Source organism: Flavobacterium sp. DSR3-2 (genome assembly GCF_049896525.1).
Lineage (GTDB): Bacteria > Bacteroidota > Bacteroidia > Flavobacteriales > Flavobacteriaceae > Flavobacterium.
Genome location: NZ_JAFCUM010000009.1, coordinates 1 through 15,275 on the forward strand (window position 1 = coordinate 1; position 15,275 = coordinate 15,275).

General features: G+C 36.0%; 11 protein-coding genes. 4 read left to right on the forward strand and 7 right to left on the reverse strand.

Annotated elements, in window-relative coordinates; translation table 11 throughout:
* From ACP7AV_RS11285 to ACP7AV_RS11295, 3 genes are all read left to right on the forward strand, one after another.
* Window positions 1-5,361: HYR domain-containing protein (locus tag ACP7AV_RS11285; RefSeq protein WP_426092033.1), on the forward strand; the 5,361-nt coding region annotated here is incomplete at its 5' end.
* Between the two features lie 155 nt (window positions 5,362-5,516).
* Window positions 5,517-6,434, forward strand: coding sequence for a PorP/SprF family type IX secretion system membrane protein (locus ACP7AV_RS11290; protein ID WP_426092034.1), 918 nt, complete (start codon window positions 5,517-5,519; stop codon window positions 6,432-6,434).
* A 10-nt stretch (window positions 6,435-6,444) separates the two neighbouring features.
* Entirely contained in the window at window positions 6,445-8,385 is a 1,941-nt protein-coding gene (locus tag ACP7AV_RS11295; protein ID WP_426092035.1) for an OmpA family protein, read from the forward strand.
* 345 nt (window positions 8,386-8,730) lie between these two features.
* On the opposite strand, the gene ACP7AV_RS11300 is transcribed toward ACP7AV_RS11295, so the two are convergent.
* From ACP7AV_RS11300 to pyrR, 6 genes are all read right to left on the reverse strand, one after another.
* Window positions 8,731-9,234: a CAP domain-containing protein gene (locus tag ACP7AV_RS11300; protein WP_426092036.1), complete on the reverse strand. Its 504-nt coding sequence runs from the start codon at window positions 9,232-9,234 to the stop codon at window positions 8,731-8,733.
* Between the two features lie 164 nt (window positions 9,235-9,398).
* A complete protein-coding gene (gene pdxH / locus ACP7AV_RS11305) occupies window positions 9,399-10,043 on the reverse strand; it encodes a pyridoxamine 5'-phosphate oxidase (RefSeq protein ID WP_426064877.1) in 645 nt (214 codons plus the stop codon).
* Between the two features lie 99 nt (window positions 10,044-10,142).
* Complete coding sequence (locus ACP7AV_RS11310) at window positions 10,143-11,048, reverse strand: ribonuclease Z (RefSeq protein ID WP_426064875.1); 906 nt, start codon at window positions 11,046-11,048, stop codon at window positions 10,143-10,145.
* A gap of 73 nt (window positions 11,049-11,121) precedes the next feature.
* The gene (locus tag ACP7AV_RS11315; RefSeq protein WP_426064874.1) at window positions 11,122-11,454 is read right to left on the reverse strand and encodes a ribonuclease Z; all 333 of its coding nucleotides are present in this window, start codon (window positions 11,452-11,454) and stop codon (window positions 11,122-11,124) included.
* 73 nt (window positions 11,455-11,527) lie between these two features.
* Window positions 11,528-12,454, reverse strand: a complete 927-nt coding sequence (locus ACP7AV_RS11320) for an aspartate carbamoyltransferase catalytic subunit (RefSeq protein ID WP_426064872.1) — start codon at window positions 12,452-12,454, stop codon at window positions 11,528-11,530.
* Between the two features lie 46 nt (window positions 12,455-12,500).
* On the reverse strand, window positions 12,501-13,040 hold the full coding sequence (gene pyrR, locus ACP7AV_RS11325; protein WP_091206609.1) for a bifunctional pyr operon transcriptional regulator/uracil phosphoribosyltransferase PyrR: 540 nt from the start codon (window positions 13,038-13,040) through the stop codon (window positions 12,501-12,503).
* A 210-nt stretch (window positions 13,041-13,250) separates the two neighbouring features.
* Here pyrR and ACP7AV_RS11330 point away from each other — a divergent pair, with 210 nt between their 5' ends.
* Window positions 13,251-13,424, forward strand: coding sequence for a hypothetical protein (locus ACP7AV_RS11330; protein ID WP_167547457.1), 174 nt, complete (start codon window positions 13,251-13,253; stop codon window positions 13,422-13,424).
* Between the two features lie 94 nt (window positions 13,425-13,518).
* Here ACP7AV_RS11330 and ACP7AV_RS11335 read toward each other — a convergent pair whose 3' ends face one another.
* Complete coding sequence (locus ACP7AV_RS11335) at window positions 13,519-15,138, reverse strand: ABC-F family ATP-binding cassette domain-containing protein (protein WP_426092037.1); 1,620 nt, start codon at window positions 15,136-15,138, stop codon at window positions 13,519-13,521.
* Between the last annotated feature and the right edge of the window lie 137 nt (window positions 15,139-15,275).

The window sequence follows — 15,275 nt, forward strand, 5'->3', positions numbered from 1 at the left end:
ACAACCGTAACTTGGACTGTAACAGACCATGCAGGAAATACCGCTACTTGTACTCAAATTGTAACGGTGGTAGACAATATCAATCCAACTATAACCTGTGCAGCGCCGGTAACGGTGCCGGTGGATGTGGCTTCCTGTACTGCGGCTAAAGCCAATGTAACTCTTGGAAATCCGACTACTGCTGATAACTGTGAGGTAAAATCTGTAACCAACGATGCGCCTACCGTTTTCCCTATCGGAAACACAACCGTAACTTGGACTGTAACAGACCATGCAGGAAATACCGCTACTTGTACCCAAATTGTAACGGTGGTAGACAATATCAATCCAACCATCACCTGTGCACCGCCGGTAACGGTGCCTTTGGATGTGGCTTCCTGTACCGCGGCTAAAGCCAATGTAACTCTTGGAAATCCAACTACTGCTGATAACTGTGAGGTGAAATCTGTAACCAACGATGCGCCTACCGTTTTTCCTATCGGAAACACAACCGTAACTTGGACTGTAACAGACCATGCAGGAAATACTGCTACTTGTACTCAAATTGTAACGGTGATAGACAATATCAATCCAACTATAACCTGCGCAGCGCCGGTAACGGTGCCTGTGGACGTGGCTTCCTGTACTGCGGCTAAAGCCAATGTAACTCTCGGAAATCCAACTACTACTGATAACTGTGAGGTAAAATCTGTAACCAACGATGCGCCTACCGTTTTCCCTATCGGAAACACAACCGTAACTTGGACTGTAACAGACCATGCAGGAAATACCGCTACTTGTACTCAAATTGTAACGGTGGTAGACAATATCAATCCAACCATCACCTGTGCACCGCCGGTAACGGTGCCTGTGGACGTGGCTTCTTGTACTGCGGCTAAAGCCAATGTAACTCTTGGAAATCCAACTACTGCTGATAATTGTGAGGTGAAATCTGTAACCAACGATGCGCCTACCGTTTTTCCTATCGGAAACACAACCGTAACTTGGACTGTAACAGACCATTCAGGAAATACCGCTACTTGTACTCAAATTGTAACGGTGGTAGACAATATTAATCCAACTATCACTTGTGCAGCGCCGGTAACGGTGACTGTGGATGTGGCTTCCTGTACGGCGGCTAAAGCCAATGTAACTCTCGGAAATCCAACTACTGCTGATAACTGTGGGGTGAAATCTGTAACCAACGATGCGCCTACCGTTTTCCCTATCGGAAACACAACCGTAACTTGGACTGTAACAGACCATGCAGGAAATACCGCTACTTGTACTCAAATTGTAACGGTGGTAGACAATATCAATCCAACCATCACCTGTGCACCGCCGGTAACGGTGCCTTTGGATGTGGCTTCCTGTACCGCGGCTAAAGCCAATGTAACTCTCGGAAATCCAACTACTGCTGATAACTGTGAGGTGAAATCTGTAACCAACGATGCGCCTACCGTTTTCCCTATCGGAAACACAACCGTAACTTGGACTGTAACAGACCATGCAGGGAATACCGCTACTTGTACTCAAATTGTAACGGTGGTAGACAATATCAATCCAACCATCACCTGTGCAGCGCCGGTAACGGTGCCTGTGGATGTGGCTTCCTGTACTGCGGCTAAAGCCAATGTAACTCTTGGAAATCCAACTACTGCTGATAACTGTGAGGTAAAATCTGTAACCAACGATGCGCCTGCCGTTTTTCCTATCGGAAACACAACCGTAACTTGGACTGTAACAGACCATGCAGGAAATACCGCTACTTGTACTCAAATTGTAACGGTGATAGACAATATCAATCCAACTATCACTTGTGCAGCGCCGGTAACGGTGACTGTGGATGTGGCTTCCTGTACTGCGGCTAAAGCCAATGTAACTCTTGGAAATCCAACTACTGCTGATAACTGTGGGGTGAAATCTGTAACCAACGATGCGCCTACCGTTTTCCCTATCGGAAACACAACCGTAACTTGGACTGTAACAGACCATGCAGGAAATACCGCTACTTGTACTCAAATCGTAACGGTGGTAGACAATATCAATCCAACTATCACCTGTGCAGCGCCGGTAACGGTGCCTGTGGACGTGGCTTCCTGTACTGCGGCTAAAGCCAATGTAACTCTTGGAAATCCAACTACTGCTGATAATTGTGGGGTGAAATCTGTAACCAACGATGCGCCTACCGTTTTCCCTATCGGAAACACAACCGTAACTTGGACTGTAACAGACCATGCAGGAAATACTGCTACTTGTACTCAAATTGTAACGGTGGTCGGAGAAATTATAGCTAATGATGACACAGGAATACAAATAAATGGAGAAGCAGGTGGAATATCAGTAAGTAATGTTTTAATAAATGATTTACTAAATTGTAAAGAAGCTAAAACAGAGGATCTAATAACCACTTTTGTTTCTTCTTCGAATGCTGGAATCACGCTTTCTGGTACTAATGTTCTTGTTGCTCCGGGTACGCCTGCCGGTACCTATACATTAGTATATCAAATCTGTGAAATACTTAATCCAACCAATTGTGATACTGCTACGGTTACTGTTACAGTTTCAGCTCCTGCTATTGTCGCTAATGATGATATCGGAACTGCTGTAAATGGCTCAAACGGCGGAACGGCTTTCACCAATGTTTTGGTTAATGATACCTTAAACGGAGTTTCTGTTTTGGCTTCGCAAGTGAACACAACTTTTGTTTCTTCTTCGAATGCTGGAATCACGCTTTCTGGTACTAATGTTCTTGTTGCTCCGGGTACGCCTGCTGGTACCTATACATTAGTATATCAAATCTGTGAAATACTTAATCCAACCAATTGTGATACTGCTACGGTTAGTGTTACAGTTTCAGCTCCTGCTATTGTCGCTAATGATGATACCGGAACTGCTATAAATGGCTCAAACGGCGGAACGGCTTTCACAAATGTCTTGGTTAATGATACCCTAAACGGACTTCCTGTTTTGGCTTCGCAAGTGAACACAACTTTTGTTTCTTCTTCGAATGCTGGAATCACGCTTTCTGGTACTAATGTTCTTGTTGCTCCGGGTACGCCTGCCGGTAACTATACATTAGTATATCAAATCTGTGAAATACTTAATCCAACCAATTGTGATACTGCTACGGTTACTGTTACAGTTTCAGCTCCTGCTATTGTCGCTAATGATGATACCGGAACTGCTGTAAATGGCTCAAACGGCGGAACGGCTTTCACCAATGTTTTGGTTAATGATACCCTAAACGGAATTCCTGTTTTGGCTTCGCAAGTGAATACAACTTTTGTTTCTTCTTCGAATCCTGGAATCACGCTTTCTGGTACTAATGTTCTTGTTGCTCCGGGTACGCCTGCCGGTAACTATACATTAGTATATCAAATCTGTGAAATACTTAATCCAACCAACTGTGATACTGCTTCGGTTAGCGTAACCGTTTCAGCTCCTGCTATTGTCGCTAATGATGATATCGGAACTGCTGTAAATGGCTCAAACGGCGGAACGGCTTTCACCAATGTTTTGGTTAATGATACCCTAAACGGAATTCCTGTTTTGGCTTCGCAAGTGAATACAACTTTTGTTTCTTCTTCGAATCCTGGAATCACGCTTTCTGGTACTAATGTTCTTGTTGCTCCGGGTACGCCTGCTGGTACCTATACATTAGTATATCAAATCTGTGAAATACTTAATCCAACCAATTGTGATACTGCTACGGTTACTGTTACAGTTTCAGCTCCTGCTATTGTCGCTAATGATGATACCGGAACTGCTATAAATGGCTCAAACGGCGGAACGGCTTTCACAAATGTCTTGGTTAATGATACCCTAAACGGACTTCCTGTTTTGGCTTCGCAAGTGAACACAACTTTTGTTTCTTCTTCGAATGCTGGAATCACGCTTTCTGGTACTAATGTTCTTGTTGCTCCGGGTACGCCTGCCGGTAACTATACATTAGTATATCAAATCTGTGAAATACTTAATCCAACCAATTGTGATACTGCTACGGTTACTGTTACAGTTTCAGCTCCTGCTATTGTCGCTAATGATGATGTTTTTTCAATCGAAAATTGTACATCGTCTGGATTGTTAGGAAATGTATTAGTAAACGATTTAAGTAATGGAAACCTCGTAGTAGCTTCAGCGGTAAATATCACTTTGGTTTCTGGACAAAATCCAAACATTCAATTGGATAACCTTGGAGATATCAAAACATTAAACGGAACAATTCCCGGAACTTACGTTTTAATATACCAAATATGTGAAAAATTAAACCCTAAAAACTGTGATACTGCTACAATAACAATAATTATTAAAGATAGTACCGCACCCGTCTTTACATCATTACCAGTGCCATCAACGATAAGTTGTAGTGCTACTCCTAATTTTGCTCAAGCAACAGCAATTGATACCTGTAGTTCCGTGACATTTACATTCATTGACACAACTGTTCAAGGAAGTTGTGTTGGTTCTTACACTGTAACAAGAACTTGGACAGCTACAGATTCAGCAGGAAATTCGACTACTGCCTCTCAAATCATCAGAGTACAAGATACTAATGGTCCAACAACTGCAACAGAGTTTGCTGCTACTGTCAATGTGAATTGCGATGCTATCCCTTTAAAACCAGAACTTATTTTTGCAGATAATTGTTCAACAGCTTCTCCGGCAATATATACGGAGACAATCACTAATAGTTCTCAGAACTCTTATTCAATTGTAAGAAAATGGTCTGTTTCAGATTCTTGTGGAAACATTTCTACATTTACTCAAACGGTTAATGTCTCTGTGGCAAATAGCGGAATATCTATTGCAAGCTCTGCTTGTAGTGGAGACTCTTCAACAATCAATATCTTTAATTTATTACCTGCCGGAACACCAACAAACGGAACTTGGGTAGATGTTGATAATACAGGAGCATTACAAGGAAACATCCTATCCCCTTTTGGATTAAGTTTGGGCAACAAAGTTTTTGAATATCGAATCAACAACGAAGATTGTCCAAGAAAAATAGTACTGACTGTAAACATAAACGATGATTGTATTGTTTTAGGATGTGGTGACATAAAAGTACATAATGCTTTTTCACCTAATGGAGATGGTATAAATGAAATGTTTGTTATCGATAATATTGATGATACTGCTTGTTATCCGGAAAACACAGTTGAAATTTATAACCGTTGGGGTGTATTAGTTTTTGAAACTAAAAATTACAACAATCAAACTAATAATTTTGAAGGAATCTCTCGCGGAAGAACAACTGTTAATCAGTCTTCTGGTTTACCTACCGGAACCTATTTTTACATCCTAAATTACAGTTCTATTGATGGAAATGGTAAAGTGGAAATCAAAAAATTAGATGGGTATTTATACCTTACTAAATAATTTTGAATTAATTTAAATCCTGAGGACAGTTAAAAGTCCTCAGGTTAAAAAATAAATTAGCCCTATTCTTTAATATAAATAGTATTGACATTTTTCGAAACAGATCTTTTGAATCTAAAAAAAGAAGTAGTTCAATCACAATAAAAAAATCTACTATGAGAGCAAAAATATTTTTAATCTTGTTAATGTTTACAGCATTTACTGGTTTTGCACAACAAGATGCACAATATACGCAGTACATGTACAATACCATTAACATCAATCCCGCTTATGCAGGATCTAGAGGAGCAATGAGTATTTTCGCTATGCATCGTACCCAATGGGTAGGGTTGGATGGTGCCCCTGTTACAAATGTTGCCTCAATCAACACCCCACTAAATGATAATAATCTTGGTTTAGGAGTTTCTTTTATTAGTGATAAAATTGGACCTACAAATGAAAGTACAATTTCTGCTGATTTCTCCTATACCATTCCCACATCGGAAAATTATAAACTATCATTTGGTTTAAAGGCAACGGCAAATTTATTCAATTTAGATATTTCAAAATTAAATCCTGTTGATTCCTATCCACTTGATCCCATGATGCAAAATATCGAAAATAAATTTTCGCCTAACATTGGAGCAGGTTTATATCTTCATTCTGATAAAGCATACGTTGGTATTTCCATTCCAAATTTTATTGAATCAGACCGTTATGATGATAATGAAATTGCAATCTTTAGAGAAAAAATAAATTATTATTTAATAGGCGGTTATGTTTTCGATATCAATAGTTCATTAAAATTTAAACCTGCATTACTAACTAAAATGGTTTTAGGGGCGCCACTACAAGTTGATGTTTCTGGTAACTTTATGTTTAATGAAAAATTTGTAGTGGGAGTTGCTTACAGATGGAGTGCAGCGCTCAGTGCCATGGTTGGTTTTCAAGTTTCTGATGGAATGTACATAGGGTATGGATATGACAGGGAGACAACCCGATTAAGAAATTATAATTCTGGTTCTCATGAAATATTCTTGCGCTATGAAATATTTAAAAATAATGGTAAAATTACAACTCCAAGATTCTTCTAAAACAATTAATATGAAAAATAATATACTCTTTTGTATAACATTAATTATTGCGTTTTCATTTAATGTATACCCGCAAAAAGAAAAGGTAAAAATTGCAGACAAAAAATACGACAACTATGCCTACATTGACGCTATAAAAACCTACGAAAAAGTAGCCGAAAAAGGATATAAATCGGCAGATATGTTTAAAAAATTAGGCAATTCCTATTACTTCAATGCTGAGTTAGAACAAGCGGCCAAGTGGTATGGTGAATTATTTGCTGTATATACTACCGACTTGGAACCTGAATATTATTTCCGTTATGCGCAATCGTTAAGATCCATTGGTCAAAATGATAAAGCTAACGAACTATTGGAATTGTTTAATCAAAAATCGGGAAACGATAGCCGCGGACGTCTTTTCATGAAAAATGTGAATTATCTTGACGCTATAAAAGCCAACTCTGGAAGATATAAAATTGAGGATGCCGGAATAAACTCTATTTATTCCGATTATGGGACGGCATTCTTTTCAAATGAAATCGTGTTCGCATCAGCAAGGGACACGGGAAGTTTAGGACAAAGAAAACACAAATGGACAAATCAATATTTCACTAATTTATATGCCGCCAATTTAGGGGAAAATATGATCCCTGAAAAACCACAAAAGTTTGACAAAAAAATAAATTCTAAATTTCATGAGTCTACCCCTGCTTTTACAAAAGACGGGAAAACAATGTACTTTACCCGAAACAATTATCTCGATGGCAAAAAAGGAAAAGATGCTAATAAAATTACTTTAATAAAAATATATAAAGCCATTTTAGAAAATGATTCTTGGTCAAATATAACTGAACTTCCTTTTAATAGCGATAATTACAGTGTTGCACATCCTGCGTTAAGTCCCGATGGTAAAACATTATATTTTGCATCTGACATGCCGGGAACAGTTGGTCTATCCGATTTATTTAAAGTACAAATAAACGATAATGGAACCTTCGGTATTCCGGTGAATTTAGGAAATACAATCAACACTGAAGGAAGAGAAACTTTTCCATTTGTAAATGATGAAAACGAAATTTACTTTGCATCAGACGGACATCCCGGCTTAGGAGGTTTAGATGTTTTTGTTTCGACTATTAATCCCAATGGAACTTTTGAAGAGGTACAAAATGTAGGTGCTGATATTAATTCTCCAAAAGATGATTTCGCTTATTTAATAGATACAAAATCAAGAAGAGGTTTTTTCACCTCAAACAGGGATGGTGGTCTGGGATACGATGATATTTATAAATTTTTAGAGCAAAAAAAAATCACATGTCAACAATTATTATATGGTGAGATTACTGATCTTGCTACAGCAGAATTACTTCCTGATGCTAAAGTAACTTTATTTGACAATCAATTTAATATCCTTAACACAACTATTTCTGATGATAAGGGTAATTATTCTTTTACTGTTGAATGCGGCAAAACATATTATGTAAGAGCTCAAAAACCTGAATATACAACTAAGGAACAGATGATTGTAATAGCGAATGAAAATGGAAAAACATACTTGCCAATAGCATTAGAAAACGCGAAATGCAAAGTAACAATTGGTGATGATTTAGGTAAATGTTTTAATATAAAAATGATTTATTTTGATTTAGATAAATCAAACATCCGACAAGAAGCAGCGTTTGATTTAGAAAAAATATTAGATGTTTTAAACCAAAATCCAACAATGAAACTTGATATTCGTTCCCATACGGATAGCAGGCAAACATTTAAATATAATGAAGCATTATCTGATAGAAGAGCTGTATCTACTATTAATTGGTTAATCAAAAATGGCGTAAATGCAAACCGATTGACTGGAAAAGGATATGGTGAAACACAACTGGTAAATAAATGTGCTGATGATGTAGAATGTACTGAGGACGAACACCAATTGAACCGAAGAAGTGAATTTATTATTACTGCTTTGTAAAAAACGATCATGGTTAAACCTAGCAGGCTGCCTGATAAAGGCAGCCTATTTTTTTAGTTATTTCATAAATCAGGATTTGATTTAATACCACTGTCATGTTAATCAAGTAATGCAAAATCTAAAGCTTTAAAGGGATTAACAACTATATAAGAGCATATTTGGTTAATCTTTGACATAAATAACAATATTAAAAAAGTCCAATGAAAAAGAATTCATTGGACTTAAAAAAAAATACAAATACAATTTTTTAAATATTTCAAATAAGGTTAAATATGTGAGATATTTTAAAATATAAAAGACTGTCTTTTGGGGATAAGACAGCCTTTTAATTATAAAAAACTCAACTTATATTTTTGCAAAAATATTTGTGTAATACTTTTTACCAGTTGCGGGATTCTCCTTAATAGCGATTCCAAAATGTGTAAAATTACCTTCAATATTTTCTTTGTGACCAGGACTGGCTAACCATGCGTTTAAAACGGCTTCCGGCGTGTTGTAATTGTAAGCTATATTTTCACTCACAGACGTAGCACCCAAGGTTTGCATTATATTCTCTGAACGGGCTGAAAAACCATTGTGGTTTACAACATTATTAGCAATCATATAATTACTATGTTCTTCAGATTTGTACGACATGTGATTAATATTTTGCAAAGGATTTAAACCTTTGCTAACTCTGTATGTATTGATCAATTCCATTGTCTTCAATTCAATAGAGTTGTAAGAGTAATTAGCTACTTTTTGGAGACTTACACTAGTAGCTGCAACTTCGGAATCTTCCGAAGAACAGGAATTCATAGTACATATTACAGTAGCGAGCAATAATGCACGAAGTAATTTTAGCTTCATAATTTTAGCAGGTTAGGTTTAAAGTAGATTGTGGGGCAAACAACTTTAATATATAATACTATGTTTTTTGTTTCTTACTCAAACATAAGCATTTTACCGTTTAAATACCAAAAAAAATCGATGAACTACATTATAAAAATAATTAAATATATATATTTCTTACACTATGGAGCCAAACGGTCAATTTTCCAAGAATAATCTTGTTGACTTGTATAACGAATTCTGTCATGTAATCGATTGGGTCTCCCTTGCCAAAACTCTACTTCTAAAGGAGTTACTAAAAATCCGCCCCAGTGTTTGGGTCTCGGAATTACGACACTCTCAAAATCTTTTTCTAACTGCTTCAGGTTTTCCTCTAAATATTCTCTGGACGGAACTACTTCACTTTGAGTAGATACAATTGCTCCCAATTTACTTCCGTTTGGTCTGGATTCAAAATAACTGTCAGAATTTATTTCCGATGTCCTTTTTGCTATTCCTTTTATGATAACCTGACGCTCCATGGTATGCCAAAAAAAAGACAGGCAAACGTTATGATTTTCAGCAATAGCCTTACCCTTTTCTGAATTATAATTGGTATAAAAAATAAAACCTTCTTCATTAAACTTTTTCAATAAGACAACTCGGGACTTCGGAAAGCCATCTAATCCAATTGTTGCCACTGTCATCGCATTTACTTCGCTGTCGCCACCAAGATCTTCTACTTCATGAAACCAGCGATTAAACAAGTTAATTGGATCCTCCGGAATATTGGATTCTAACAATTCACTCTTCTCGTATGATTTTCTGTAATTACTTAAGTCATTCATAATTTTGTTTTTTAAAAATGTTAGATCATTTGATGATTCAATTCAATTAAAATAAAAAATCCTATTGGCAATTTTTACAATCTAAATTAATTTCTGTATTTAAAACTCGAAGCTTTTTCCGTCATCACCCAATAGCACTTCAGGAAAAATAGTTTCGGCTTCTTCTTTAAACAATTGGATACTTTCATATCGAGTAGAATAATGTCCTAAAATTAATTGTTTGGCATTTGCTTTCAAAGCAATGGTTGCCGCTTCCTTTGCTGTAGAATGTAATGTTTTTTTGGCCAGATTTTCCTCAGATTGCAGGAAAGTAGATTCATGGTACAGTACATCTATATTTTCTATAATTGGAATTATTGCTTCATTATAAACTGTATCCGAACAAAAAGCGTAATTCTTTGCCGGTATAGGATCAAATGTTAAGTTGTCGTTTGCTATAATTCTTCCGTCTTCTAACGTGATATCTTTTCCGTTTTTTATTTTTTGGTAATAACAACTTTCTATTTCATAATTTTGAACGGCATCCAAGTTTAGTTTTCGATCACCTATTTTTTCTTGGAACAAAAAACCGTTGGTGTACACGCGATGTTTCAATGGAATGGTTTTCACCAAAACCTTGTCGTCTTCAAAAATAATCTCGCTTTCAAGAGATTCCAATTCATGAAAAAATAAACCGTAATTGGTCCAGGAATTAGACAATCGCAATTGCAGCTTGATAATTTCTTTGATGCCCTTTGGACCATAAATATGCAAATCCGTAGTTCGGTTCAGCAAAGTAAATGTTGATACTAAACCCACTAATCCAAAAAAGTGGTCCCCATGCAAATGGGAAATAAAAATATGGTTTATTTTAGAAAATCGGATTTTATTCTTCCGCAATTGTACTTGCGTTCCTTCCCCGCAATCAATCAGAAAAAGTCTGTTTTTTATTTCTAAAATCTGAGAAGTAGGATTGGTAAACGTTCGGGGTGTTGCGGCATAGCAACCAAGGATTGTTAGTTTCAAGTTTTTGCTTATTCGGTTATTTCTTATTTTTCTTAAATCAATTAAACGGTTAAACATAACCGAATAAACCAATTTAAAAACCTAAATCTCTTTCAATCTCTTCCATTTCTATGATGTCATGCGCTTCTAATAGTGAAGGTACAACTGTTAATTTAGAAGGTACAGCGTTGTAATCAAAATCTGAAGTGACGATAACAAATGACTTTTTAGCTTTTTTATGTTGTTTTGATAACGGCAGAAATAACTTAATATCATTCGATGACAAATCTTTATGCAGCAAAAGATCAATTATTATGTTGTGTTTTTCGAATGTTTTATATTGGTGGGTAACCTTCATTAAAAAAGAAGTAAAATCGCCCTGAGTATCTCTAATTGTTATCGTATGTCCTTTTTGATCTACTTTCATTATATTAAATTTCAGAGACTGCTTAAAGGCAGCGTAGTTTATAAATAGCTAATTTACAAAGTATTATGTTTATTTATTGAATTTTTGAAGCCAAAAGATAAATAACTGCCATTCTTATTGCCACACCATTTTCTACTTGGTTTAAAATCACGGATTGGTTTGAATCAGCCACTTCACTTGTAATTTCAACACCACGGTTAATAGGTCCAGGATGCATGATTATAATTTCTTTATTAAGAGAATCCAAAAGCGGTTTATCAACTCCATATTGCTGCGCATATTCCCTTGTGGATGGGAAATAATTGACATCCATACGCTCATTTTGGACGCGCAACATATTCGCAACATCACACCATTCTAATGCTTTTCGTAAATTAGGTTCCACGGTAACGCCAAGTGATTCAATATATCTTGGAATAAGCGTTTTAGGCCCGCAAACTTTCACCTCAGCCCCTTGCATTTGCAAAGCATAAATATTGGACAATGCAACTCTGGAATGCAAAACATCGCCTACAATAACTACTTTTTTTCCGGCTACTTCACCTAGTTTTTCCCGAATGGAATAGCTGTCTAATAATGCTTGTGTAGGATGTTCATGTGCGCCATCTCCCGCATTTACGATACTGGCTTTTACGTTTTTGGACAAGAAATAAGCGGCCCCGGGATTAGCGTGTCGCATCACTACCATGTCTACTTTCATCGAAAGGATATTATTTACGGTATCTATTAATGTTTCTCCTTTTTTGACAGATGATTGCGCTGCCGAAAAGCTAATAACATCTGCTGATAAACGTTTTTGCGCTAATTCAAAAGAGAGTTTTGTTCTGGTACTGTTTTCGAAGAAAATATTGGCGATGGTAATATCTCGTAACGAAGGCACTTTCTTAATGGGTCGATTGATGACTTCTTTAAAATGATCGGCAGTTTCAAAAATCAGGTCAATATCATTCTTGTTGATGTATTTTATGCCTAATAAATGATTTACGCTTAATTCTTTCATTTTTGTTTACGATTATAGTTTCTAATAGTTAGCGTTTGTTTTCAATCTAACTTGTAATTAAATACACGCCATCTTCACCTTCATTTTCTTTCCAGCTCACTTTTACTTTTTCATTATTTATCGCATCAACCTGTCTTCCTCTATAATCCGGTTGAATGGGTAAATTGCGACTGAAACGTCTGTCTATCAAAACCAAAAGTTCAATTTCTGATGGTCGGCCAAAAGATTGAATAGCAGTCAACGCAGATCGAATGCTTCGTCCAGTGAACAAAACATCATCTATGAAAATGACTTTTTTATTTTCGACGATGAAATTAATTTTGGTTTTATTGGCTTCTAATGGCTTTTCGGTTCTTCTAAAATCATCCCTAAAAAAAGTGATGTCCAGATAACCCAACTGAATTTCAGGAGTTTGGTATTCTTTTTCTAAAATTTCTTTTAAACGCTCCGCCAAAAAAACACCTCTTGGTTGAATTCCAACTAATATTGTATCTGAAAAATCTAGATGTTTTTCAATTAATTGACAGGCCAAACGATGTAATATGATAGTAACTTCTTTTGCAGTAAGTAATACTTTTTGACTCATAGTAATTTTATTGTTTGGTTGGACAAATATACAAATTCCAATTTATGATTTTATAATTAAAAAGAGAGAAAATGCTAATTCCAATAATTCTATAAAAACAGTATATTCATATTAAATAATTTTACAACAATCAATAAAAATTCTATAACAGAGACCCGCAGTGATACCCTAATTTTACTTTTTAACATTTAACATAAAAAACATAAAATCATGCAAAAAAGACTCACCAGATTATTGATGCTTTTTATAGTATTAATATCATTTTCAAGTTGTTCAATAATAGAGGGGATATTCAAAGCTGGAGTAGGTGTTGGTATATTTATAGTTGTTGTCGTTATCGCTATTATCATTTTTATCATTAGTAAAATTTTCGGTAAGAAATAATGATCGTTTAATTAAACTCGAAAATCAAAAACTTCTTTTAATAAAAATATCCCGCAATTGCGGGATATTTTTAGTCTTAAATATAAATTACTCTTTACACTACATACATTTTAGCTCTCAATTCCTGAACTTTTTCATCATCAAGGTAATCATCAAAAGTCATGTAACGGTCAATCGCTCCATTAGGTGTTAATTCAATTACTCTATTGGCAACCGTTTGAGAAAATTCATGATCATGAGTGGTGAAAATTACAGATCCCTTAAAGTTTTTCAAGGAATTATTAAATGCTGTAATCGACTCTAGGTCCAAGTGATTGGTAGGTTCATCCAGCATTAAAACATTTGCTCTTTCCATCATCATTCGAGACAACATGCAACGCACTTTTTCTCCTCCAGATAAAACTCTACAGGTTTTCAACGCCTCTTCACCTGAGAAAATCATTTTCCCAAGGAAACTACGAATATTTACCTCATCACGTTCTTCTTCCGTTTTTACCCATTGACGCAACCAGTCTACAAGCGTGTAATCGCTCTCAAAAAATGAATGGTTTTCTACTGGCAAATACGCTTGGTTTGTTGTAACTCCCCAGTCAAAAGTTCCGGAATCCGCTTTTTTATTTCCGTTCAAAATTTCATAGAAAGCTGTTGTAGCACGTGAATCTTTGGAGAAAAGAACGATTTTATCGCCTTTGGCCATATTCAAATCTACGCCTTTAAACAAAACATCTCCTTCAATAGAAGCGCTTAAATTCTGCACATTCAAAATTTGATCTCCTGCTTCACGCTCTTGGTCAAAAATAATAGCCGGATAACGACGACTTGATGGTTTTATCTCGGAAATATTCAATTTACTAATCATTTTTTTACGCGAAGTAGCTTGTTTTGATTTGGCTACATTCGCACTAAAACGACGAATAAATTCTTCTAATTCCTGCTTCTTTTCTTCTGCTTTTTTGTTTTGTTGCGCGCGTTGTTTTGCTGCTAATTGACTTGATTCATACCAGAATGTATAGTTTCCGGAATAATGATTTATTTTACTGAAATCGATATCAGAAATATGCGTACAAACGGAATCCAAAAAGTGTCTGTCGTGAGAAACGACAATTACGGTATTTTCATAGTTAGCTAAGAAATTCTCTAACCAAGCAATCGTTTCAAAATCCAGATCATTGGTAGGTTCATCCATAATAAGTAAATCCGGATTTCCAAAAAGCGCTTGTGCCAAAAGGACACGAACTTTAATTTTTCCCTCAAGATCTCCCATTAAAGTATAATGATATTCCTCTGAAATTCCGAGATTTGATAACATCGATGCCGCATCGGAATCAGCATTCCATCCATTCATTTCTTCAAATTGCACTTGTAACTCGCCTATCCTGTCCGCATTTGAATCATTGTAATCTAAATACAAAGCATCCATTTCTTTTTTGATCGCATAAAGGGTTTTATTTCCCATTATAACGGTTTCCAATACGGTGCTTTCGTCAAACATATTGTGGTTTTGGTTCAAAACCGACATACGTTTTCCAGGTTCTAAGTGAATATGTCCCGAGGTTGGGTCCATTTCACCGGCAATTATTTTAAGAAAAGTAGATTTTCCAGCACCATTGGCTCCGATAACTCCGTAGATATTACCGTGAGTGAAGGTAGTATTTACTTCGTCAAACAAAATTCGTTTGCCAAACTGAACTGATAAATTATTTACTGTTAACATGAATATTTATTTTATAAAATTTTTGCAAAAATACGAAAAAAATACTGATTTACTGAATTCCCAAAAAATCGATTTTTAACGGTTTTAATTTGTGTATTAAGATAATAGTTCAAAAAAAAATCCTGACGCAGTTGTCA